Genomic DNA, 21082 nt, shown 5'->3' on the forward strand with positions numbered 1-21082 from the left:
CCTGGGACGGTTCAATGCGTTCTCGCGGTACGAGTATCCGCACCAAGATTGTCGCCCTGCTGCTCTCCCTGGTCGCGCTGTGGATGTTCGCGGCCTGGGTGACCCTGCGGGACGGCTTCAACCTGCTCGGTGTCCAGTTGCTCAACAGCAAGGTCTACACGCCGAGCGAACCGCTGTTGCAGGAGCTCCAGGTGGAGCGGCGGTTGACCCAGGCGTACCTGAGCAACCCCGACGCCGCGCAGCGGACGGCTCTGGAGGCCGAGCAGCGTAAGGCCGCGGACCTGGCCGGCGACTTCGCTGACTCGGTGCGCAACTGGCAGGTCGACATCGCCGGCAGCTCCGCACTGGGCACCCAGCTCGGCATGACGATCGCCCAGATCGACGCGTTGGAGCAGACCCGCGCCGAGGTGCTGGACCGCAAGATCGACCGGATCGCCGCCGCCGAGGCGTACACCGGCGCGATTGAGTCGATCTTCCAGATCTACGACGTGACGGGCAGTCTGGACGACAAGCAGATCGCCGCCGAGGCGGCGGCCCTGATCCAGCTGAACCGGACGAAGGAGCTGATCTCGCAGGAGGACGCGCTGCTCAGCGGCCTCTTCGGCAACGGTCGGATGAGCGGCGCCGAGTACGCCCGCTACGTCGCGTTGGTCGGCTCGGAGCGCTTCCTCGGTGAGGAGACCCGGGTCCGGCTCGCCGACGCCGACCAGCGCCGTTACCAGCAGCTCGTCGAGGGTGAGGCGTTCACCCGGCTGCGCGCCGTGCAGGACAGCATCATCCGCGAGGGCCGGCCGTCGACCCAGCTGCCGATCGGCGCCGAGCAGTGGCGGGGCACCGTCGAGCCGGTGCTGGTCGAGGTGAACAACGCCGTGACCGCGGGCGGCGAGGGCATCGTGGGTCGGGCCACCGGCGTGGCCGTGATGGTCGTCGTCCGACTGGTGCTCGCCACCGGTCTGGGCCTGCTCGCCGTCATCGCCTCCGTCGTCATCTCGATCACCACCGCGCGGAACCTGTTGCGCCAGTTGGACCGGCTGCGTGAGGCCGCCTGGCAGTTGGCCGACGAGCGGCTGCCCCGGGTGGTGGAGCGGCTCGGGCGCGGCGAGGAGGTCGACGTGGCCACCGAGGCGCCTCCGCTGGAGTTCGGCACCGACGAGATCGGCCAGGTCGGCAAGGCGTTCAACGCCGTGCAGGAGACCGCCCTGCGGACCGCCGTCGAGCAGGCCGACCTGCGTCGCAACGTCCGCGAGGTCTTCCTGAGCCTGGCCCGACGCACGCAGGCACTCGTACACCGCCAGCTCACCCTGCTCGACTCGATGGAGCGCCGCGAACACGACGCGGAGGAGCTGGAGGACCTGTTCCGGGTCGACCACCTGGCCACCCGGATGCGGCGCAACGCGGAAAACCTCATCGTGCTCTCCGGCTCCACCCCCGGTCGGGCCTGGCGGCGCAACATCCCGATGGTCGACGTGGTGCGTGGTGCCGTGGCCGAGGTGGAGGACTACACCCGGGTCAACGTGCTTCCGCTCGGGCCGGTCTCCCTCGCCGGCCGCGCGGTCGGCGACATCATCCACCTGCTGGCCGAGCTGATCGAGAACGGCCTGTCGTTCTCCCCGCCGCACACGACCGTCGAGGTCCGCGGCCAGCTGGTCTCCAACGGGTTCGCCATCGAGATCGAGGACCGGGGCCTCGGCATGAGCGAGGAGGACCTCGCCGCAGCGAACCACCGGATCGTCGACCGGTCCGAGCTGAACCTCGCCAATGCCGCCCGCCTGGGGCTCTACGTGGTGAGCCGGCTGACCGAACGGCACGGCGTGCGGGTACGGCTCAAGGAGTCCGCGTACGGCGGCACCACAGCTGTCGTGCTGATTCCGCTGGACCTGGTCACCGAGGCCGGCGCCTCCCCGGAGGACTCGGGCTCGTTCCGGGCCGGTTCGGCCATCCCGATGCCGTCGGCGCCCACCGCGGACACCGGCCGTCCGGCGTCCCTCGCACCTGTCGCGCTCGCCGCGCCGACGACCACCACGCCGGACGTGCCCGCGACGTCGGCGGTGCCGGTGACGTCGGCGGTGCCCATGTCGACCGACACCACCACCCCGACGACGGACGAGGAGGCCGAGGCGGACACCGTGCTCCCCACCCGACAGCGGACCACCCCGGCGTCCGGCACACCCGACCTGCCCACCCGCGCCCGGCGGGGCCCGGGTCAGCCCGCCCTGGAAGCCCCGACCGTGCCCACTGGCCTGCCCGCCGTCGAACGCGTCCGCCCGGAGGCCCGCGACGCGGAGCCGGTCGCGGCCGGCGACGGTGGTCCGATGCCCGCCCGCGCCGAGACGGACCGGACCGACTCCGGTCTGCCCGTCCGGGTCCGACAGGCGAGCATCGTTCCCGAGTTGCGAGACGACCCGGCGATGTCGGAGACCGACGACGAGGATGTGGTGCGCCCACCGGAGCAAGTTCGCCGGATGATGAGTTCCTACCAGACCGGCACCCGGCGTGGGCGGACCGACGCGGCTCGGCTGCTCGGCGGCGCCTCCGGCGCCCCGGCGGCGACGCCGTCCGAGCCGACCGACGAGGATCCACAAGCGACCTGACCGAGCACCGATGACGCGGGTTTCCACGCGGTGTGACGGTCAAGCCCCAGACGAACACGGCGCACAGCCGGGCGAGAAGAGGACGACGAAGTGACCCAGAAGACGGCTTCGAGCGCCGACCTGACGTGGTTGCTGGATGACCTGGTGGGCCGGGTGAAGCAGGCCGAGCACGCGGTCGCGCTCTCCACCGACGGCCTCATGATGGCCTCCTCCCAGGGGTTGAGCCGGGACGACGGCGAGCACCTGGCAGCGATGGCGGCCGGCATCCAGAGCCTCGCCCGGGGCGCCGGCAAGCGTTTCGGTGGCGGGCAGGTGCAGCAGACCATCATCGAGATGCAGTCGTCGTTCCTGTTCGTCACGGCGGCCGGCCGCAACGCCTGCCTGGCGGTGCTGGCCACCGAGGACGCCGATGTCGGCCTGATCGCCTACGAGATGGCGATGCTTGTCACCCGGGTCGGCAAGTACGTCGCGTCGCCGTCGCGCGGCACCGATCAGCAGGTCGGCGAGAGGTAGCGGCGATGACGGTCCAGGGGGAGTCCGCAGACCATCAGTGGGTGGATGACCATGCGGGTCCGGTGGTGCGTCCGTACGCGGTGACGCGCGGTCGGGCCCGCCCGGTCACCGGCACATTCGACCTGATCTCCCTGGTCACGGCGACCCGAGCCGAGGTCACGCCCGAGGTCGGTCTCGGTCCCGAGCATTTGGCGATCGTCGGGCTGTGTCAGCGCATACAGTCCGTCGCCGAGATCGCCGCCCATCTCGACCTGCCGGTGGGCACCATCCGGGTGCTTCTCGGTGATCTGGCGGCCCGCAGCCTGGTGCAGGTCCGCGAGCCGCAGACCACGGCCGGTCTTCCCGACAACAGCATCTTCGAGGCGGTAATCAATGGACTACGGGCACTCTGACCGGCCGGCGGGAGCGACGCCACTGCCCACCGCGATCAAGATCCTGGTCGCGGGCGGCTTCGGCGTGGGCAAAACGACAATGGTTGGCGCGGTCAGCGAAACCCGGCCGTTGCGCACCGAGGAGGTGCTGACGGAGTCGGGGGTCGGCATCGACGACCTGTCCGGGGTGGAGGCCAAGACCACCACCACGGTGGCCATGGACTTCGGCCGGATCACCATCAGCGACGACCTGGTGCTGTACCTGTTCGGTACGCCGGGGCAGGACCGGTTCTGGTTCGTGTGGGACGAGCTGGCGTTGGGCGCGATCGGCGCCGTGGTGCTGGCCGACACCCGCCGGCTCGCCGACTGCTTCCCCTCGATCGACTACTTCGAGGGTCGGGGCACGCCCTTCGTGGTGGCGGTCAACTGCTTCCAGGACGCCCGGAAGTACCGGCTCGACGAGGTGCAGGCCGCGCTGAACCTGGACCCGGGTGTGCCGGTGCTGCTCTGCGACGCCCGGCAACGTGAGTCCAGCAAGGAAGTGCTCGTCACGCTGATGGAGCACGCCATGAAGACCCGCGAGGCCCGCCGCCGCGCCGCCAGCGGAGACTGACAGAAGTTTTTCGGGGGAGGGTGTCCGGAACACCGTCGGCCGATCGTCATGCTGGCGACACCCCGAGAAACCAGGGAGCGACCAGATGAAGTACATGATGTTCGTTTGCAGCGACACCGAGCCGGACACCGACCCCACCGAGCTACCCGACATCCACAAGTGGGTGGCGGAGAACGATTCTCAGGGCCGCCGCCTGACCGGCAACGTGCTGGGGTCGACAAGCGCGGCCACCACCGTGCGTGTACGCGACGGTGAGCTGCTCGTCTCCGAGGGGCCGTTCGCGGAGACCGCCGAGGTGATCGTGGGCTTCGACCTGCTCGACTGCGCCGACCTGGACGAGGCGATCGAGGTGGCCCGCACCCACCCGATGGCCCGCCAGGGGCGACTGGAACTGCGCCCGTTCGCGGACCTGTCCGACTGACGGAGTTGTCGACTTCGCAGCGCCGGCCGATGCCCACCCGGGCACCGGCCGGCGCCGTGGCGGCGGCGGAGGCCGTCGCCGCCGCCGGCGTCGAGGCGTACCCCCGGATCGTCGCGACCCTGATCCGGGTGACCGGGGACTGGGCGTTGGCCGAGGACTGCGCCCAGGAGTCGTTGACCGTCGCCCTGGAGCGCTGGCCCGCCGACGGCGTGCCGACCAACCCGGGCGGCTGGCTCATGACGGTGGCCCGCAACCGGGCGATCGACGTGCTGCGCCGGGCCACTGTGGAGCGGCGCAAGCTGCACGACCTGGCCTTGCTCACACCGGACGACGCGTCGCCCGAGCCGCAGGTGGGGCAGGACGTGGTGGACGACCGGCTGCGGCTCATCTTCACCTGCTGCCACCCAGCGCTCGCGCTCGAGGCCCGGGTGGCGTTGACGTTGCGAACGGTCTGCGGTGTGCCGACCGCCGACATCGCCCGCCTCCTGCTGGTCAGCGAGTCGACGATGACCCGCCGGCTGACCCGGACGCGCACCCGCATCGCGCAGGCCGGCATCCCGTACCGGGTGCCGAGCGGGCCGGCGCTGACCGAGCGGCTGCCCGGCGTCCTCGCCGTGCTGTACCTGCTGTTCACCCGGGGCTACGTCGCCGACGGCGAGCCCGCCTTCGCCGACGAGGCCGTCCGGCTGGCCCGGCTGCTCGACCGGCTGATGCCCGAGCAGTCCGAGGTCGCCGCGCTGTTGGCGCTGTTCCTGTTCCAACACTCCCGTGCCGACGCCCGCCGCGACGCCGCCGGCACCCTGCTCACCCTGCAACGGCAGGACCGCGACCGGTGGGACCGCGAGGCCATCGCCGAGGGCCTGGCCGCCCTCGATCGGGTACGCCACGACGGGCCGTACGCCTGGCAGGCTCGGATCGCCGCCTGCCACGCCACCGCCGCCTCGGCCGACGACACCGACTGGCCGACGATCGCGCGGGCCTACGACGCGCTGGCCGACATCCGCCCCTCGCCGGTGATCGCCCTCAACCGTGCGGTCGCGCACGGCTACGCGTACGGGCCGGCCGCCGGGTTGGTCCTGCTCGACGCGGCGCGTGCCGGGGGTGGGCTGGACGGCTACCCGCTCAGTGTGGCGGTCGAGGCCGACCTGGTGGCCCGGCAGGGTGACCGGCCGCGCGCGGCCGGACTGTTCCGGGAGGCGGCGGCAGCGGTCGGCTCAGCCGCCGAACGCCGCGCGCTGCTCGACCGGGCCGGCGAACTCGACCGGTAGCGGAGCGGCCGAACGCCACCAGGAGCGGTACGTCGGTCATCTGGACCGGCGCCGCCTCGCCGATCACGGAGTTGTGGTGGGCGACAAAGCCCCCGTGAATTGCCAAACCAGGCATCACCACTCCATGATCGACGGGCCGGGTCTGCCCCCGCTCCGCGATCTTGCATTTTCTGTCCCGACACAAGGGGCATACCCGCTCATGTCGACGACCGAAACTGCAAGATCGGCGCGATCTCTCGCTCGACACACGTTGGTCTACCTGCACAGTAGGGCCGCATGGTCGACCGCGGGGAGGGTCAGCGGCGCTTGGCCATTGCCACGAACCGGGTCCAGGCCGCCGGGTCGAAGGCGAGCGCCGGACCGGCCGGGTCCTTCGAGTCACGTACGCCGATGACGCCCGCGAGGTTGTCGGCCACCTCGACGCAGTCGCCGCCGTTGTTGCCACTCTTGCTGCTCTTGCGCCACCGAGCGCCGGTCAGGTCCATGATGCTGCCGCTTCTCTGATGAGGCTGAGGGACTGAGCACGCGACAGGGCACCGTCGCGAATGCGTTCCCACCGTCGATCGAGCGTAGCAACGTCGGCAACCTTGTCGATGAGCTGCGCCTGCGCCTGGCTGTCGACGTGCGCGACCCGCGCCCCGTCCGGCATCTCGGCCACCGTGAACGGGCCACCGAGGCCCGGATACATGCCGACGTCGACGGGCACGACGAACAGCGACACGTTCGGCAGCGTGGCCTGCTCGGCCAGCCGCTCGCACTGCTCCCGCATCATGGCCCGGTCGCCGTCGAGGGTGCGCCGCAGGACTCCCTCGTCGAGGACCGCGACGAGCAGCGGCGGGCGTTCCCGACGCAGGATGGCCTGCCGGCTCAGCCGCGCCTCGGCGAGGTCGTCGGCCTCGGCCGGTGTCAGCGCCTCGCCGACCAGCGTCGCCAGCGCGTACGCCTTGGTCTGAAGGAGGCCCGGTATCCACGCGAGCTGAAACGACCGCAGCGACAGCGCCTCGCGCTCGATCTCGGCCCACTGTCGGAACCAGGCCGGCGTGCGGCGCTTCAGCGCGTCCGGCCACAGCTCGTCGACGTTCCGGCCGAGCAGCTCGGCGACCCGAGCGCGATGACGTGTCTGCGGGATTCGTTCCGTGCTCGCCCACTTGGCGGCCGTCTTCGGATCAACACCAATCTGAGCAGCGAGACTGTCCGCTGTGTGGCCCCTCTCGGTCATCGCCGCCTGTACTGCTCGATTCATCTCCAGCCCTTCCAGAACGTTCCAGACGTCGGAAAGAAATACTTCTACGCGGTGTGATCGCTTGGCAACCCTCGGCAGGGTGCTGTGTAGACAGCATCGACGAGGGAGCACCGGATGCCCGAGGACAGGTCCTGCAACCGCCCACACCGGCCAGGCAATCGACCGGTCCAGCCGGCCTCGCCCCGCGTGAACGTCACCGGCTCGACCGGGCCACGGCACCCTCCGTACCGTGGCCCCGGTCGCGCGGAAAACGTCGTACCCGAATCACGCTGGCGGTCCCGGTGCGGCCCGCCGGTCGCGCATACCGCCGCCGGCCCCCTGTGGACGTGCGACGCCTGCGGTTGGGACTGGCCCTGCCCTGCGCTGCGAGCGACCCCGACGGACGCCGCCCGCCGGGCGACCCTGATCCCCGAGTTCTCCCGGATCACCCGCCGGGCAATCCGCGACCTGCGCGGCCAGCCGGGCGGCCCCGATCCGGTCGCCATCGTCCGCCGTTTCCTCTGGTTCCTGCCGCTCACCGACGAGGAGGCCCGCGCTGTCGCGCTGCGGCTGCGCTGAGCGTTCACCCCGACGGGTGCCGGGCCCTCATCGACCGGGTCGACGACCTCATCAGCGAGCGAGCGAGAGTCACGCCACCAGGATCTGCAACGCCACCTCCAGGTCACCGGCACGGTGTGGGGTGCAGGGTCCCGGGCGGCGTCGGTACGTCGTACTTCTGGATGCGGTCGTCCCGGGTGACCAGGGTCAGCCCTTCGTGCAGGGCCTGCGCGACCAGCATCCGGTCGACGGGATCCCGGACGCAGGCTCTGTCCCGCCGAGGGCGGGGCGGAGCCTGGTGACGTCGCACCCCGTCGCCAATCCCGTCGGCGCGACCGGTGACCGATATGGTGGCCGCATGGAATTGCCGTTCGTGGTTGCTCTGCGCGGTTATGACATGCGTCAGGTCGAGAGTCTCTTCGCCGAGGTCGATGGGGCTCTGGCTACTGACAGCGCTGTGGCACGGGCTGCCGCGCGAGACGCGCTGCGGGCGGCCACCCTGCGACGGCGGTTACGTGGCTACGACGTCCGGCAGGTGGATGCGGCGATAGACGAGCGACTCCGGGCGCTCTGACCGCAAGCCTTCCTCGGTGTTGACGGCGAAGGCCGCCCCCGCCGAAGCGGGAGCGGCCTTCGATCAGCCGTACGCGATCAGTTGGCGATCATGCGGCGCAGCACGTACTGCAGGATGCCGCCGTGCCGGTAGTAGTCCGCCTCACCGGGGGTGTCGATCCGCACCACGGCGTCGAACTCGACGCCGGTGTCGGTGCTGACCAGCACGGTCTGCGGGGTATCACCGTCGTTCAGGGCGGTCACCCCGGTGATGGTGAACGTCTCCGTGCCGGTCAGGCCGAGAGACGCGGCGGTGACGTCCACCGGGAACTGCAGCGGCAGCACGCCCATCCCGATGAGGTTGGAGCGGTGGATCCGCTCGTACGACTCGGCGATGACCGCCCGGACGCCCAGCAGCATCGTGCCCTTGGCCGCCCAGTCCCGCGACGAGCCCGAGCCGTACTCCTTGCCGGCAAGCACGACCAGCGGGATGCCGGCCTCCTGGTAGGCCACCGAGGCGTCGTAGATCGAGGTCTGCTCGCCGGTGAGGTGGTTGACGGTGAAGCCGCCCTCCACCCCCGGCACCAGCTGGTTGCGCAGCCGGATGTTGGCGAAGGTGCCCCGGATCATCACCTCGTGGTTACCCCGACGGGAACCGTACGAGTTGAACTCGTGGCGCGGCACGCCGTGCTCGGCGAGGTACGTGCCGGCCGGGGAGTCCGCCTTGATCGCGCCAGCGGGCGAGATGTGGTCGGTGGTCACCGAGTCACCCAGCTTGGCCAGCACCCGGGCAGCGGAGATGTCGACGACCGGGCTCGGCTCCTGCTGCATGCCCTCGAAGTACGGGGGCTTCCGCACGTAGGTGGAGTCGCTCTCCCACGCGAAGGTGTCGCCGGTCGGGGTCGGCAGCGACTGCCACCGCTCGTCGCCGGCGAAGACATCGGCGTACGCGGCGCTGAAACCGGTGGCGCCGATCGCCTGGGCGATGACGTCCTGGATCTCGGCGCTGTTCGGCCAGATCTCGCGCAGGTAGACCGGGTTGCCCTCGGTGTCCTCACCGATCGGCTCGTTGGCCAGGTCGATGTCCATCGTGCCGGCCAGGGCGTAGGCGACCACCAGCGGCGGAGACGCCAGGTAGTTCATCTTGACGTCCGGGTTGATCCGGCCCTCGAAGTTCCGGTTGCCGGAGAGCACCGAGACGACCGACAGGTCGTGCTCGTTGACCGCGGCGGACACCTCCTCGGGCAGCGGGCCCGAGTTGCCGATGCACGTGGTGCAGCCGTAGCCGACCAGGTTGAAGCCGAGCTTGTTCAGGTACGGCGTGAGGCCGGCCCGCTCGTAGTAGTCCATGACGACCTTCGAGCCCGGGGCCAGGGTGGTCTTCACCCACGGCTTACGGGTCAGGCCCTTCTCCACGGCGTTGCGGGCCAGCAGCGCGGCACCGATCATCACCTGCGGGTTGGACGTGTTGGTGCAGGAGGTGATCGCGGCGATCACCACGGCACCGTGGTCCAGCTCGTACTCGACGCCGTCGGCACCGGTCACCCGGATCGGGTGGCTGGCCCGGCCACCCGCGCCGACCGCCGCGGTCTCCAGGTCACGCGGCTCGTCGGCCGGGTCGCTGAACTCGTTGGCCGGCGGGTCGCTGGCCGGGAACGACTCGGCACTGGCCTCGTCGGCCGGGCCGTTGGCGCCGCGCGGCAGCTCCTCGCGGGGCACGCCCGGCTTGAGGTCACGCTCACCGACGGAGTCGTCGGCCACGTAGTCGGTCAACGCGGAGCGGAACAGCGTCTTCGCGGCGCCCAGCGGCACCCGGTCCTGCGGGCGCTTCGGGCCGGCGAGCGACGGCTCGATGGTGCCGAGGTCCAGCTCAAGGCGCTCCGAGTACTCCGGCTCGTGGTCCGGGTCGTGCCAGAGGCCCTGCTCCTTGGCGTACGCCTCGACGAGCGCGACCTGCGCCGCGTCGCGACCGGTCAGCTCCAGGTAACGGATCGTCTCCGCGTCGATCGGGAAGATCGCCACCGTGGAGCCGTACTCCGGGGACATGTTGCCGATGGTGGCCCGGTTGGCCAGCGGTACGGCGCTCACGCCGGGGCCGTAGAACTCGACGAACTTGCCGACCACACCGTGCTTGCGCAGCATCTCGGTGATGGTCAGCACCAGGTCGGTGGCGGTGGTGCCGGCCGGCATCTCACCGGAGAGCTTGAAGCCCACCACCCGGGGGATCAGCATGCTGACCGGCTGGCCGAGCATCGCGGCCTCGGCCTCGATGCCGCCGACGCCCCAGCCCAGCACACCCAGGCCGTTGACCATCGTGGTGTGCGAGTCGGTGCCGACCACCGTGTCCGGGTACGCCTGGCCGTTCCGTTCCATGATCGTGCGGGCCAGGTACTCGATGTTGACCTGGTGCACGATGCCGGTGCCCGGCGGGACGACCTTGAACTCGTTGAACGCGCTCTGACCCCAGCGCAGGAACTGGTAGCGCTCCTTGTTGCGCTCGTACTCGAGCTCGACGTTGCGGGCGAACGCGTCCTCGCGGCCGAACAGGTCGGCGATGACCGAGTGGTCGATGACCAGCTCGGCCGGGGCGAGGGGGTTGACCTTGCTGGCGTCGCCGCCCAGGTCGCGTACGGCCTCGCGCATGGTGGCCAGGTCGACCACGCAGGGAACGCCGGTGAAGTCCTGCATGAGGACCCGCGCCGGGGTGAACTGGATCTCCACGCTCGGGGCGGCGGTGGAGTCCCACTCGCCGAGCTGGCGGATGTGGTCGGCGGTGATGTTCGCGCCGTCCTCGGTCCGCAGCAGGTTCTCCAGCAAGACCTTCAGGCTGTACGGCAACCGGGCCTGGCCGTCCACCTTGTCGATCTTGAAAATCTCGTAGCTCGCGTCTCCGACGCGTAGCTGGGTCTTCGCACCGAAGGTGTCGAGGCTCGCCACGTCGTACTCCTTCACACCAGCGACCGTGAGTAGTCCTGAGCAGTCTGTCGCACCGGCCGGGGTGCCGCCGAGGTTAGGTGACACTTACCGCCCGATTCCGCTTCCAACAAAACCGTACGTCCGTCTTGCTATCTGCGCAACCCGGCGTCAGGAGCTGGGCGGCCCACGACCGCGCCGCGTCGTCGGGGCGGCGGGGTAGGGTCGGGGCCGATCGGAAGGGGTGCCGAGTGATAGACGTTCAGCACTGGCTCTCGGCGCTGCCTCCGGGCGTGATCTACCTGATCGTCGCCGGGGTGATCGGCGTGGAGAGCATGGGCGTCCCGCTGCCCGGCGAGATCGTCCTGGTCAGCTCAGCCCTGCTCGCCGCCACAGGCGTCGTGGAGCCGGAGTGGGTGGCCAGCGCTGCGGCGTTCGGCGCCATCGTCGGCGACTCCGTCGGGTACGCCATCGGCCGACGCGGTGGTCGACCGCTGCTCGCCCGGCTGGGCAGACGATTCCCCAAACACCTGGGCCCGGCGCAACTCGCCCGCGCCGAACAGAGCTTCGCGCGGCACGGCGTCTGGGCGGTCTTCTTCGGCCGGTTCGTGGCACTACTGAGGATCCTGGCCGGGCCGCTCGCCGGCGCCCTGCACGTGCCGTACCGCCGCTTCCTGCTGGCCAACGCGGCCGGCGGGCTGGTCTGGGCCTTCGGCACGACCTACCTGCTCTACTCGGTTGGCCGCGCGGCCGAACACTGGCTGAAGGACATCTCCTGGGCCGGGCTGGTCATCGCGGTGCTCGCCGGGCTCGGCAGCACCTGGTGGCTACGCCGACGCGCCCACCGCATCGAGGCGGCCGACAGTGCCTCCGGCTTGGCCGAGCCCGAGCCGGCTTCCCAGTCTGCTGGGGCGGCGTCGGTCAGTGAGTCTGGTGCGGTGGCCTCCGGCGGTCAGTCTGGTGCGGTGGCCCCCGGCGGTCAGTCTGGTGCGGTGGCTTCGGGCGGTTAGTCGACTGCGGTGGTCGCCCTCGGCATTGAGCAGATCCTGGCCGTCGTCGCCACCGACTGAGGTCATGCCGAAGGGCCGGGCCCCGTGGTGGGGTCCGGCCCTTCGCTTGGTGTGTGGTGCGGGTGTCAGCTGGTGGCGTAGCCGCGGGTGGCGATCCAGTCGGCGAGGTGCTCGACGGTGATCCAGTAGGCGGCGGTGTTCGGGTCGGCGGAGTCGGCGATCTTCACGGTGTTGCCGTTGTCGCGGTAGCCGACGACGCTGATGTAGTGCCCGCCCTCGTAGGAGTGCGCGTTGCCGTCGGTGTCGGTGCTGGTGCCGGCGATGTTGGCGACCACGGCGCGGCCGTCGTCGACGGTCTTGACCACGTCGGCGCGCAGGGTGTCGGTCTGCTTCGCGTCGGCGTCCGGGCTGCTGATCTCCACGGACCGGTAGGCGTCAGGCTTGCCGGTTTCCTTGTTCAGGACAGGGGTGATGTCGTTGATGGAGTTGGTGCCGGCCTCGGTGGTGCCCATCTCCTTGGCCATGTCGTCGACGTTGATGTTCTTGCCCTGGACGGACAGGGCGTTTCGGGTGGCGGCGGGGCCGCAGTAGTAGAAGTTCGGCTGGGCTTCGTAGCGCACGCCGAGTTCCCGCTCGCCGTGGCCCTTGCGGTCGGTGTGGGTCTGCGTGACCGGCTTGCCGCTGGTGGGGGCGGCGAAGGCGGTGGTGACGGGGCCGGCGATGGCGCCGCCGGTGAAGGCGAGACCAGCGGCGGTGAGGGCGGTCTTACGGATCAGATCGGTACGCATGGTGGCGTGCTCCTCTGCATCGGGGGTGCCCGCACGGCACTCAACGGGGGGCAGTGCGACCGTGCGGGGAAAGTTCGAGGGGTTCTGCCCGGTGACCCGGTGAGGGGGTCGGCGTCGGGACAGGGTGTAACGGGTGCCGGTGGCGGATCATTCCGCCCACCTGCGGGGGCCGGCCGGTTGTGGTGCTCGGCCGTGCGGGGGGTGTAACCGGGGCGGCCTGCCGGGTGTTCCCGGCGGCCGCCATGCCCCACGACCTGGACAGTCGCGGTGGCCTGCCAGGTATAACGACCCCGGCCGGCCGCCGATTCCGCCGTCGGGATGGCCCCGGCCACCCGACACCCGTAGCCAAACCCGACAACCCGCCCAGCCCTGCCCAACCGCCCAGCCCTGCCCACCGGACGGAGCCGACACGGCGGCCGCGCCGTCGTGATCCACTCGGGTTCACGGAAGTCGCGACCACGTCCCAAGATCGTGCTCGATCATGCGGAACGGCCGCTTACGAGTCGACTACCTGGTCCACGACGCACTGCCACCGGGCAACATCTAGGCTCTGACCGAGAGGGGTGGATCATGGACGCTGCAACGTGCCGGGCTCTGGCTCCTTCCCCGCCCGGGGTCGGCCGATGAGCGCAGTGGCATTCCTGAACATCGCCATGCACGGGCACATCAACCCGACATTGCCCGTTGTGGGCGAGCTTGTTCGTCGTGGTCACTCCGTCACCTATCACACGACGCCGGCCTACGCCGAGCAGATCGCGGCCACCGGGGCGCGGGTGTTCCTCTACCCCGGGGAGGACCTACCGCTCTCCGGCCCGCCGACGCCCGTCACGGTGATGGAGCAGCTTGCGCGTACCGCCGTACGCGTGCTGCCCGCCGTCCTCACCGACCTGCGGGGCGCCCGGCCCGATCTGATCGTGCACGACTCCCTCTGCCCCTGGGGGCCGGTGGTCGCCCGGGAACTCGGCGTGCCGCCGGCATCGTCGTTCACCACGTTCGCCTTCAACCGGCACGTGCCCAGCCCGACCCGCGGCTCCTGGGAGTTGCTCAGCGCGGCCGCGGCCCTTCCCCGCTCCACCGTCGGGTACCTGAGATCGCGGTGGGAGCTGCGCCGCCGGTACGACACGCGCGCCTTGCCCCTGATCGACCTGGCGAACATCCGTCAGCCGCTCAACCTGGTCTACACCTCGCGGGCGTTCCACCCCGAGGCGGACAGTTTCGACCAGTCCTACCAGTTCGTCGGACCGAGCATCGGTGCCCGCCGCGCGGACTCGTCGTTCCCGGTCGATCGATTGCGGGACCCGGTGATGTACGCCTCGATGGGCACGGTGTTCGACGCCCCGCAGTTGCTGCGCACCTTCGCCGACGCGCTGGCCCCGCTGGGTGGCACCGTGGTCATTTCCACCGGACACACCGATCCCGCCGCGCTCGGCCCGCTACCGGGCAACGTGCTCGCCTACGGTGCCGTACCGCAGTTGGAGGTGCTGGCCCGTGCGGCGCTGTTCATCACCCACGGCGGGGTGAACAGCGTCAACGAGGCCCTGTACGCCGGCACCCCGATGCTGGTGGTCCCGCAGGGCGCTGACCAACTGCTGGTGGCTTCCCGCATCGTCGAGCTCGATGCCGGCCTGTCGATCCGCACCGAGGACGTCACGGTGGAGGTTGTGCGGGCCCTCGCCCAGCGTCTGCTCGACGAGCCGCGGTTCCGGGCCGCCGCGAGCACCTTGCAGGTCGCCCAGCGTCAGGCGGGCGGCTACGCGCGTGCCGCTGACGTACTCGAGCACTTCGTGCAGCAGACCGGCTCGGTCGCTCAGCCGGGCTCTGCCGATCTGCCGCCAGCAGGCTGACCGATGTCTCCCATTGTCGCCATCCTGCTGCTGGTCGCCGGGCTGTCCGAGGCCGCCGGGCGTCTCCTGCCGGTGGTGGCACGTCTGTCCGGCGTGTCGCACGTGCGGGTGGTCGGGTTGTTGCTGGCGGGCGCGCTCGTCGACGGCGCGGTGTTCGCGCTCTGGCCGCTGTCCGCCTGGGCCGTTGCCGGTCTGGTGTTGCCCACCGCACCGTCCGACGCACTGGTCTGGACACCAGGCCTGGCTGTTCCGCTCGTGCTTGCCGGGGTCCTTGCGTTCCCGCTGCTCGGGCCACTGCTGCACCTGTTGCTCATGGTGGGAGTGGGGGCCGGCCTCGCCGGTGCTCTCGCCATGGTGGCCGGAATTGACTGGTGGGAGGCCGCCGGCTGCGTGGCGATCGCGGGGGTCGGGCTCGGCGTCTCCGTCGAGGCCGTCCGCCGCCTTGTCGTGAAGCTCAACACCAGACGAGCACCGGAGCCGGTCGCGTGATCGGACTGGCACTCCTGCTGCTGCTCGGCGGGCTGGGACTGGTGCTGATCGCCGAGGCCCTGCTCGCCCGGTACGAGGTGCTGGTCTACGCCGCCGGCTGGCGCACACCCACCATCTCCCGCCCCGAGGGCATGTCCTACGCCAGAGGGGCGGATCCGGACCGCCCTCCGGACGCCTACCTGGTCTATCTGGACGGCATCGGGAAGCGCCGTTTCCACGACACCCGCGATGGTGGCCGACTGGTCAAGGCCCTGATCAACCGAGCGCCGGAGCTCCGGGTGCTGGGCCAGGTGCAGCCCTACTCTCCGCTCGCCGTGCCGCTCGCCGACCGGCCGGTCTGGACCTGGGTGCGCCGCCGCATCGGCCTGCTGCTGTTCCTGCACAACGTGATGCAGATCTTCGTCGCCGCCGACCGCCGCTACCGTCCCCTGTACAACCGTGCCGTCGGTGCGCAGATCGCCACCGAACTCCAAGTCGCCGGTTACCGGCCGGACAGCGGCATACCCGTGGTGTTGCTCAGCTACAGCGGTGGCGCCCAGGTCGCCAGCGGTGCGGTGAACGAACTGTGGGCCCAACTGCGTACCCCGCTCTGGCTGATCACTCTCGGCGGGTTCCACAACGGCGCCAACGACATCACCCATGCTCAGCACCTCTACCAGCTCACCAGTGCCGGTGACTGGATCGAACGAGTCGGCACCCGGATCTTCCCGCAGCGGTGGCGGCTGTTCCGCTGGAGCGGATGGAACCGGGCCGACCGCGAAGGCAAGATCACCGTGCACCGGCTCGACCCTGCCACGCACATCGGTCCCCGCAGCTACATCTCCCCGGACGCCCGCCTGCCTGATGGGCGCAGCCACCTCGACCGGACCACCGACACTGTGCTCGCGCTGATCCGGGATCGCCTCAGCCTGGCGGCCGATTCCGACGGCCCGCTGCCCTGAACGCTCACACGTCGGCGTTCAAACCGGCCTGCTGATTCGCCTCCGTCTGGGGGAGCCCGGAGATCTGGAGCAGTTGACTGACGACAACGCGCAGTTGCGAGACGACGACAGCCCCGGAGGACCCGACACCCTCGGCGCATGCCTCGTTGATGTCACTGATCACCTGCATCGCTCGCTCCCGCGCGCGGTCCGGCTCCCGTCCGGCCAGGAAGTCACGATGCAGGAGCCTGAACGCCTGGCCGAAGTGCTCGATCGCCGTGGAGAGGCCGGCCGGTAGCGTCTCCCGGGCATGTAGCGCCGATACCGCCCACTGCACCATCTCGCGGCTGCTGGTGTAGGCGAGTTCAAGGTGTTCGGCCGCCCGCGCGTACCGACGCATGATGCCCAGCCGTCTCCTCCGCCACGGTGAGAGGATCGCGACTTCGCATGCTGCGGCGACCACGTCGGCCGTGTTCCGTCGCGCCGCCTCTGCCGCACGCAGTCGCTGTAGGGCATCCTCGGCCTGCCGCACGTCGCGGTGAGCCAGCGCATTGGCGATGGCGGTCATCTCCTGGGCGATGGCATCGACTGTCGGACCAGCGGCGCGGTGCACGATCCGCACCGGATTGAGCGGCAGGATCAGCAAGGCCACCACGATGGCCACCACTACACCGACCAGGGCGTTCGCCGTCCGGGGCACGGCCAGGTCCGGCCGGTCCGGAGAGACTGTGCCGAGCAGGACGGCGGTGCTTCCCGCCTGCACCATGACGGCTCCGGTGCCGCGAAAGACGGCTGCCGCCGAAATCGCCAGCGCCACGACGACACCGGTCTGTATTGGTCCCGCCCCGATGAACCGTATGATCCCGTTTCCGACCAGCACCCCCAGGAACACCCCGGCGAGAAGTTCGAGGGTTCGACGGGCCCGATTACCAATGGCCGCCGCGATGGTGCCGACCGCGGCGGCGGGTGCGAACAACGGCTGCGGATTGTGCAGCACGTCGCTGGCGACAAACCAGGCCAACCCGGCGGCCACCCCCGCCTGCACCGCGAGAATGAGGTAGGTGCGAAGCCGTTCGTAGGCCTCCCGGCCCTCGTGCAGCGCACTCTCCGCCGGTCGGGCACCCCGACGTCTGCCGCGCACCTCTCACCCCCCACCACCGATCGGCTCTCTGACGATCGTCGTACGGCGGCGAACCTCGGGTGCGAGAGATCCCCAATCTGATGCGGCACCGACGGAAGCCTGCGCATCCGCGCGCGCAGGAGTATTCGGCCGTCGGAGTGGATCAGCGGGCGTCGAGCAGCTCCAGGACCGCGTCGCGGGCGGCCAGCACGGCTGCCTCGGACTGCGGGCCGGGGTTGAGGATGTCGAAGGAGTGCTGACCGTCCGGCACCTCGATCACCCGCATCGGCCAGCCCTGCGCGGGTCAGCACCAGCGGCACGCCCGTGCCGGCGCTGAGCGCTTCGACCGGCAGGATCCGAGCGTCGACCTCCCAGCCGGGGAACGGAATGAGCAGCGGGTACGTCAGTGCGATTCCGCGTAGCCATGGCGGCGGGACACGGAGCCAGTCGGCCGCGAAGAGGCCGCCGCCGGAGAAGAACCACAGCACCACCCGCTCGGGGTCGACCCGTGTATCGGCGCGGACCTGTTCGATCATCGCGGCTATGTCGTCGGCTGCGGCGGGCAGCGCCGACAGCTCGGACACCTGGTAGCTGACCAGCGCGGTGACCACGCCGCTCGCGGCGAGCAGTGCGCTAGCCGCGGTAGAGCAGCCAGTCGCGGGGATCGGCCGCGTCGGGTGGCAGTGGAGCGCCGTGCACCACCACGACAGCGGGCGCGGGGCCGCTGTGGGTGGGCAGGTGCAGGTCGACGTCGCCGTGTCGTTCGATCGGCGTGGCCGGGGTGGACAGGACGAAGGGCCGTTGTGCGACGGGCGTCGTCATGGCCTCGTCATATCGATCTTCAACCTGCCCGGCTGCCCCGACCAAGATCTACAGGGGACTGTCAGTCAGGCCGGGTCGCCGGGCTTCGCGGTCTCGCCGGCCTGGGCGTGCCGTTCCAGTAGCCGCTGCCGGATCTCCTCCGGGGTGTACGCGCGCCGACGCCGTTCGGCCCGCGCGATGACCACGCCGGAGGCCGCGACGCCGGCGAGCCCGGCCAGCCCGAGAACCTTCCACCACCGCATTCGTTGCCGCATCGGCCTAGGCTAGACCCTCATGAGCATCAGCCTGGATGAGGCCGTCGAGTTGACCCGCACCGGTGACGTGTGGGTTTTCCGGGGTCGTAGCGTGCCGGACCGGGCGATCCAGTTCACCACCAACAGCCCGGTGAACCACGTCGGGATGGCTGTGGTGTTGGACGACATGCCGCCGCTGATGTGGCACGCGGAGTTGGGCAGGTCGTTGCCGGACCTGTGGTCGGGCACCCACCATCGCGGCGTCCAGCTGCACGACCTGCGGGACGCGGTCTGCGTCTGGGCCAACCGATACGGTCAACGGGCCTGGCTGCGGCAGCTCGACCCGCCTGCCGACGGGGAGATGGAGCAGGCGGTGCTGCGGACGATCGCGCGGTTGGACGGTACGCCGTTCCCGTCGACCGCGCAGTTGGCGTGGCGCTGGGTGCGTGGTCGGGTGCCGGCACTGCCGCGCCCCGGTCGGCTTCCCGCGCTGCCGCAGCTCGGTCGGCTGTCGGCGCTGGCGCGCCTCGGCCACCCGACCGACCGCGCCAACCAGACCGACCGCGCCAACCCGGTCGGCTCGGCCCGATCGGCGAGGGAGCGGGACCGGGCACTGGAGACGGCGTACTGCGCCGAGGTGGTGGCGGTGACCTATGAGGCCATGGGGTTGCTGCCGGCGGGCCGGCGTCCGAACTGGTATGACCCGGGGCGGTTCTGGAGTGGGGACGACCTTGGGCTGGGCGCCGACGCCCGGTTGGGTTCGGAGATCGAGGTGCGGGTGCCGCCGCGCTGAGGTTTGACCTGGGCGGTGACCGGCAATTGCTGTGACCGTGAACGCCTCCACGGATCTTGACACGTTGGCCGACTTCTTCGACCGGTACGGCGTGGCGTTGACCTCCGGCGATCTGCCGGCCATCGCCGGCTGTTACGCCCTGCCGGGGTTGGTGGTGGCCGACACCTACAGCTTCTCGTTCACTACCCCGGCGGCGGTGGCGTTGTCCTTCGTGGGCGCCGCACCTGACTACCAGAGCCGGGAGTTGGTCGCGGCCCACGCCCGGATCGAGGACGTGCAGCAGGTGTCCGCGCTGTTGACGATGGTGGCGGTGGAGTGGGAGTTCCTGGACAGTCGGGGGCAGGCGGTGCCGGGGGAGCGGTACCGCTACCTGCTGCGTATCTCGGATGATGGACCACGGATCTGCACGGTCGTCCGGACGGGCTGACTGACCGGGGCCGGTCGGCCCGATCCGTACCCGCCCGGTTCCCGGCCCGTGCGGCGCTGGCTACGCTGTCGCGTCGGTGGGGACGAGGGGAGACCTGATGGCGGTGCGGCCGGACGGTGCGGCAGGTTCGCGGGCGGCGCGGGTGTTGGCGTCGATGCCGTGGATCGTGGTGCTGCTCGGTGTGTGCGCGCTGGTGGTGCTCCTGGTGATTGCGCTGTTGTCGTTCCGGACCAGGGAGCGGGATGCCGCGCCGCAGGCCGCGCCTCCGGCGTTCCTGCCGACCGTGCCGGCCGCCGCGTCGGCCACCGGTGGGCCGACCCCGGCCGCTGTGGAGCGACGCTCGGTGTCGCCGCGACCGTCGCGCAGCAGTCGGACGCCGTCGCCGCGGGTCACCGTGACCGGCTCGCCGGTCTCGCCGGCTCCGGGGCGGACGAGCGCCCTGATGGCGCCGCCAGTTCCGGTGGACGACACGGTCAGCGCCGGATACCAGGTCGGTACGAACGGCTGGGACGGGGACGCGGCGGTGCTGTCGATCGCCAACAAGTCGAGTCGGTCGGTGGACTGGCAGGTGGAGTTGACTCTCGACGACGACACGTGGGCTCTGCGAGTTGTCGATGACTCGGGCGTCTCGGTGCGGGGGCGCGGGCACGGGGAGTTCGTGTTGCGCGGCACCCGTTCGCTGGGACCGGGCGACTCTCGGACGCTGCGGCTGCGCGTCGGCTGGGGCGAGTCGGCGCAGCGACCCCTGAAGTGCACGATCAACGGGGTCGACTGCCGGATCGGTTGAGCTGGCGCCGGGTCGGTGGTGTCGGTGGTACGGCGGGCGTTGCGCCGTCAAGGCTTTCCGGCTCGGGCCGCCGATCGCTAGGCTGCGCGGACGGTCCGCTGAAGGAGGTACATGTCCGGCATGCGCCGTTCTCCGCGCCCGCCACACGGTCCGGTCGCGATCGCATCGTCGCCCTGGATCGTGGTGGGCGCCGGTGTCGTCGTGATGGTGGTCCTGGTCTTCGTGGCCATGGGCGCGTACCGGGGACGTAGCCCCGTGCCGGAGGGCGCGCCACCGCCGGCGCTGCCGGTGCCGTCGGCGGTGGTGGCGCCGAGCGTGCCCACGTCGGTGCCGTCTCCGGTGCCGGTGCTGCCGGGGCTGTCCGGGCGTGCGAGCGGACTGCCGCCGAGCGCCGCGGCCCTGTCGGGTTCACCCTCGGCCGGGCCGACGGTCGGTGCGACCGGGAGGCCGACGCCGGCGCGGTCGCCGAGCCGGGCGGCGCAGGGGCAGCCGGCGATGAGCGGGCGGTACCGGGTGGTGCAGAGCTTCGACGGCGGTTTCATCGGCGAGGTGGCGATGGTCAACGCGTCGGCCCGGAGCCGTGGTTGGACTGTGCGGTTGGAGTTCTCCGGTGGGCGGCTGGTGACCGCCTGGGTGGAGGGTGTTCCACAGGGGACGATCCATCAGTCCGACGACGGTTTCACGTACGTCAGCGGGGTTGAGGTGTCGCCCGGCGGTTCGGTGTCGTTGCGGTTCCACATGGAGCGGGCGTCCAGCACGCCACGTGAGTGCACGGTGGACGGGGTGCGCTGCGGGGGTTTCTGAGCGGCGCTTCCGCAAGGATGCTG

At 70.7% G+C, this 21082-nt stretch carries 25 protein-coding genes; 16 read left to right on the forward strand and 9 right to left on the reverse strand.

Annotated features, from left to right (window positions below):
• Positions 1 to 14: 14 nt before the first annotated feature.
• The 6 genes from IW248_RS02835 to IW248_RS02860 all read left to right on the forward strand — a co-directional run bounded on the left by IW248_RS02835 (position 15) and on the right by IW248_RS02860 (position 5777).
• Positions 15 to 2591, forward strand: coding sequence for a sensor histidine kinase (locus tag IW248_RS02835; protein WP_196925520.1), 2577 nt, complete (start codon positions 15 to 17; stop codon positions 2589 to 2591).
• Positions 2592 to 2681: 90 nt separating this feature from the next.
• Positions 2682 to 3104, forward strand: a complete 423-nt coding sequence (locus IW248_RS02840) for a roadblock/LC7 domain-containing protein (protein ID WP_124821974.1) — start codon at positions 2682 to 2684, stop codon at positions 3102 to 3104.
• 5 nt (positions 3105 to 3109) lie between these two features.
• Entirely contained in the window at positions 3110 to 3496 is a 387-nt protein-coding gene (locus tag IW248_RS02845) for a DUF742 domain-containing protein (protein WP_030337267.1), read from the forward strand.
• Positions 3477 to 4088, forward strand: a complete 612-nt coding sequence (locus IW248_RS02850; RefSeq protein ID WP_196925521.1) for a GTP-binding protein — start codon at positions 3477 to 3479, stop codon at positions 4086 to 4088. Before IW248_RS02845 ends, IW248_RS02850 begins: the two co-directional genes overlap by 20 nt.
• 85 nt (positions 4089 to 4173) lie before the next feature.
• Positions 4174 to 4509 (forward strand): YciI family protein, encoded by a 336-nt coding sequence (locus IW248_RS02855; protein WP_196925522.1) that lies wholly within the window; start codon positions 4174 to 4176, stop codon positions 4507 to 4509.
• Positions 4510 to 4538: 29 nt separating this feature from the next.
• Entirely contained in the window at positions 4539 to 5777 is a 1239-nt protein-coding gene (locus IW248_RS02860) for an RNA polymerase sigma factor (protein ID WP_196925523.1), read from the forward strand.
• A gap of 296 nt (positions 5778 to 6073) precedes the next feature.
• On the opposite strand, the gene IW248_RS02865 is transcribed toward IW248_RS02860, so the two are convergent.
• Both IW248_RS02865 and IW248_RS02870 read right to left on the reverse strand, forming a co-directional pair.
• Positions 6074 to 6262: a DUF397 domain-containing protein gene (locus IW248_RS02865; RefSeq protein WP_124821970.1), complete on the reverse strand. Its 189-nt coding sequence runs from the start codon at positions 6260 to 6262 to the stop codon at positions 6074 to 6076.
• Positions 6253 to 7020, reverse strand: a complete 768-nt coding sequence (locus IW248_RS02870) for a helix-turn-helix domain-containing protein (protein WP_196925524.1) — start codon at positions 7018 to 7020, stop codon at positions 6253 to 6255. Before IW248_RS02870 ends, IW248_RS02865 begins: the two co-directional genes overlap by 10 nt.
• 114 nt (positions 7021 to 7134) lie before the next feature.
• Between IW248_RS02870 and IW248_RS32805 the strand changes: the two genes are divergently transcribed.
• Complete coding sequence (locus IW248_RS32805; protein ID WP_231396150.1) at positions 7135 to 7578, forward strand: hypothetical protein; 444 nt, start codon at positions 7135 to 7137, stop codon at positions 7576 to 7578.
• A 103-nt stretch (positions 7579 to 7681) separates the two neighbouring features.
• On the opposite strand, the gene IW248_RS33835 is transcribed toward IW248_RS32805, so the two are convergent.
• Positions 7682 to 7867 carry a PIN domain-containing protein gene (locus IW248_RS33835; RefSeq protein ID WP_372431752.1) on the reverse strand — a complete coding sequence of 62 codons (186 nt, stop codon included), beginning with the start codon at positions 7865 to 7867 and terminating at the stop codon, positions 7682 to 7684.
• A gap of 48 nt (positions 7868 to 7915) precedes the next feature.
• Here IW248_RS33835 and IW248_RS02880 point away from each other — a divergent pair, with 48 nt between their 5' ends.
• On the forward strand, positions 7916 to 8131 hold the full coding sequence (locus IW248_RS02880; protein WP_196925525.1) for a hypothetical protein: 216 nt from the start codon (positions 7916 to 7918) through the stop codon (positions 8129 to 8131).
• 77 nt (positions 8132 to 8208) lie between these two features.
• On the opposite strand, the gene IW248_RS02885 is transcribed toward IW248_RS02880, so the two are convergent.
• Complete coding sequence (locus IW248_RS02885) at positions 8209 to 11061, reverse strand: aconitate hydratase (protein WP_196925526.1); 2853 nt, start codon at positions 11059 to 11061, stop codon at positions 8209 to 8211.
• Positions 11062 to 11273: 212 nt separating this feature from the next.
• Here IW248_RS02885 and IW248_RS02890 point away from each other — a divergent pair, with 212 nt between their 5' ends.
• Complete coding sequence (locus tag IW248_RS02890) at positions 11274 to 12032, forward strand: DedA family protein (RefSeq protein ID WP_196925527.1); 759 nt, start codon at positions 11274 to 11276, stop codon at positions 12030 to 12032.
• 125 nt (positions 12033 to 12157) lie between these two features.
• Here the strand turns inward: IW248_RS02890 and IW248_RS02895 are convergent, their stop codons facing one another.
• Complete coding sequence (locus tag IW248_RS02895) at positions 12158 to 12820, reverse strand: C39 family peptidase (RefSeq protein ID WP_196925528.1); 663 nt, start codon at positions 12818 to 12820, stop codon at positions 12158 to 12160.
• Between the two features lie 623 nt (positions 12821 to 13443).
• On the opposite strand from IW248_RS02895, the gene IW248_RS02900 reads away from it, so the two are divergent.
• Genes IW248_RS02900 through IW248_RS02910 form a run of 3 tightly spaced genes read left to right on the forward strand, consistent with a single transcriptional unit; the run spans position 13444 to position 16094 of the window.
• Complete coding sequence (locus IW248_RS02900) at positions 13444 to 14664, forward strand: macrolide family glycosyltransferase (protein ID WP_196925529.1); 1221 nt, start codon at positions 13444 to 13446, stop codon at positions 14662 to 14664.
• A 3-nt stretch (positions 14665 to 14667) separates the two neighbouring features.
• A complete protein-coding gene (locus tag IW248_RS02905) occupies positions 14668 to 15153 on the forward strand; it encodes a hypothetical protein (protein ID WP_196925530.1) in 486 nt (161 codons plus the stop codon).
• Positions 15150 to 16094: a hypothetical protein gene (locus tag IW248_RS02910; protein ID WP_196925531.1), complete on the forward strand. Its 945-nt coding sequence runs from the start codon at positions 15150 to 15152 to the stop codon at positions 16092 to 16094. Before IW248_RS02905 ends, IW248_RS02910 begins: the two co-directional genes overlap by 4 nt.
• Positions 16095 to 16098: 4 nt before the next feature.
• Here IW248_RS02910 and IW248_RS02915 read toward each other — a convergent pair whose 3' ends face one another.
• The 4 genes from IW248_RS02915 to IW248_RS02925 form a co-directional block, all read right to left on the reverse strand.
• Positions 16099 to 17214, reverse strand: coding sequence for an FUSC family protein (locus IW248_RS02915; protein ID WP_196925532.1), 1116 nt, complete (start codon positions 17212 to 17214; stop codon positions 16099 to 16101).
• A 142-nt stretch (positions 17215 to 17356) separates the two neighbouring features.
• Positions 17357 to 17479: a hypothetical protein gene (locus IW248_RS33375; RefSeq protein ID WP_269155051.1), complete on the reverse strand. Its 123-nt coding sequence runs from the start codon at positions 17477 to 17479 to the stop codon at positions 17357 to 17359.
• A 347-nt stretch (positions 17480 to 17826) separates the two neighbouring features.
• Positions 17827 to 18015, reverse strand: coding sequence for a hypothetical protein (locus tag IW248_RS32810; protein WP_231396151.1), 189 nt, complete (start codon positions 18013 to 18015; stop codon positions 17827 to 17829).
• A 65-nt stretch (positions 18016 to 18080) separates the two neighbouring features.
• Positions 18081 to 18269, reverse strand: coding sequence for a hypothetical protein (locus tag IW248_RS02925; RefSeq protein WP_196930465.1), 189 nt, complete (start codon positions 18267 to 18269; stop codon positions 18081 to 18083).
• A 19-nt stretch (positions 18270 to 18288) separates the two neighbouring features.
• Here IW248_RS02925 and IW248_RS02930 point away from each other — a divergent pair, with 19 nt between their 5' ends.
• The 4 genes from IW248_RS02930 to IW248_RS02945 all read left to right on the forward strand — a co-directional run bounded on the left by IW248_RS02930 (position 18289) and on the right by IW248_RS02945 (position 21059).
• A complete protein-coding gene (locus IW248_RS02930; protein WP_196925533.1) occupies positions 18289 to 19041 on the forward strand; it encodes a hypothetical protein in 753 nt (250 codons plus the stop codon).
• A gap of 37 nt (positions 19042 to 19078) precedes the next feature.
• A complete protein-coding gene (locus tag IW248_RS02935) occupies positions 19079 to 19468 on the forward strand; it encodes a DUF6841 family protein (RefSeq protein ID WP_124821962.1) in 390 nt (129 codons plus the stop codon).
• Positions 19469 to 19565: 97 nt separating this feature from the next.
• Complete coding sequence (locus IW248_RS02940) at positions 19566 to 20255, forward strand: hypothetical protein (RefSeq protein WP_196925534.1); 690 nt, start codon at positions 19566 to 19568, stop codon at positions 20253 to 20255.
• A 111-nt stretch (positions 20256 to 20366) separates the two neighbouring features.
• Positions 20367 to 21059, forward strand: a complete 693-nt coding sequence (locus tag IW248_RS02945; RefSeq protein WP_231396152.1) for a cellulose binding domain-containing protein — start codon at positions 20367 to 20369, stop codon at positions 21057 to 21059.
• Positions 21060 to 21082 lie beyond the last annotated feature (23 nt).

The sequence above is a fragment of the Micromonospora ureilytica genome, assembly GCF_015751765.1.
Classification (GTDB): Bacteria; Actinomycetota; Actinomycetes; order Mycobacteriales; family Micromonosporaceae; genus Micromonospora; species Micromonospora ureilytica.

Coding starts and splice junctions, on each gene's coding strand:
- IW248_RS02835 (WP_196925520.1), top strand. CDS start 15: ATGCGTTCTCGCGGTACGAGTATCCGCACCAAGATTGTCGCCCTGCTG.
- IW248_RS02845 (WP_030337267.1), top strand. CDS start 3,110: ATGACGGTCCAGGGGGAGTCCGCAGACCATCAGTGGGTGGATGACCAT.
- IW248_RS02850 (WP_196925521.1), top strand. CDS start 3,477: ATGGACTACGGGCACTCTGACCGGCCGGCGGGAGCGACGCCACTGCCC.
- IW248_RS02855 (WP_196925522.1), top strand. CDS start 4,174: ATGAAGTACATGATGTTCGTTTGCAGCGACACCGAGCCGGACACCGAC.
- IW248_RS02860 (WP_196925523.1), top strand. CDS start 4,539: ATGCCCACCCGGGCACCGGCCGGCGCCGTGGCGGCGGCGGAGGCCGTC.
- IW248_RS02865 (WP_124821970.1), bottom strand. CDS start 6,262: ATGGACCTGACCGGCGCTCGGTGGCGCAAGAGCAGCAAGAGTGGCAAC.
- IW248_RS02870 (WP_196925524.1), bottom strand. CDS start 7,020: ATGAATCGAGCAGTACAGGCGGCGATGACCGAGAGGGGCCACACAGCG.
- IW248_RS32805 (WP_231396150.1), top strand. CDS start 7,135: ATGCCCGAGGACAGGTCCTGCAACCGCCCACACCGGCCAGGCAATCGA.
- IW248_RS02880 (WP_196925525.1), top strand. CDS start 7,916: ATGGAATTGCCGTTCGTGGTTGCTCTGCGCGGTTATGACATGCGTCAG.
- IW248_RS02895 (WP_196925528.1), bottom strand. CDS start 12,820: ATGCGTACCGATCTGATCCGTAAGACCGCCCTCACCGCCGCTGGTCTC.
- IW248_RS02900 (WP_196925529.1), top strand. CDS start 13,444: ATGAGCGCAGTGGCATTCCTGAACATCGCCATGCACGGGCACATCAAC.
- IW248_RS02905 (WP_196925530.1), top strand. CDS start 14,668: ATGTCTCCCATTGTCGCCATCCTGCTGCTGGTCGCCGGGCTGTCCGAG.
- IW248_RS33375 (WP_269155051.1), bottom strand. CDS start 17,479: ATGCGGGTGATCGAGGTGCCGGACGGTCAGCACTCCTTCGACATCCTC.
- IW248_RS32810 (WP_231396151.1), bottom strand. CDS start 18,015: ATGACGACGCCCGTCGCACAACGGCCCTTCGTCCTGTCCACCCCGGCC.
- IW248_RS02925 (WP_196930465.1), bottom strand. CDS start 18,269: ATGCGGCAACGAATGCGGTGGTGGAAGGTTCTCGGGCTGGCCGGGCTC.
- IW248_RS02930 (WP_196925533.1), top strand. CDS start 18,289: ATGAGCATCAGCCTGGATGAGGCCGTCGAGTTGACCCGCACCGGTGAC.
- IW248_RS02940 (WP_196925534.1), top strand. CDS start 19,566: ATGGCGGTGCGGCCGGACGGTGCGGCAGGTTCGCGGGCGGCGCGGGTG.
- IW248_RS02945 (WP_231396152.1), top strand. CDS start 20,367: ATGTCCGGCATGCGCCGTTCTCCGCGCCCGCCACACGGTCCGGTCGCG.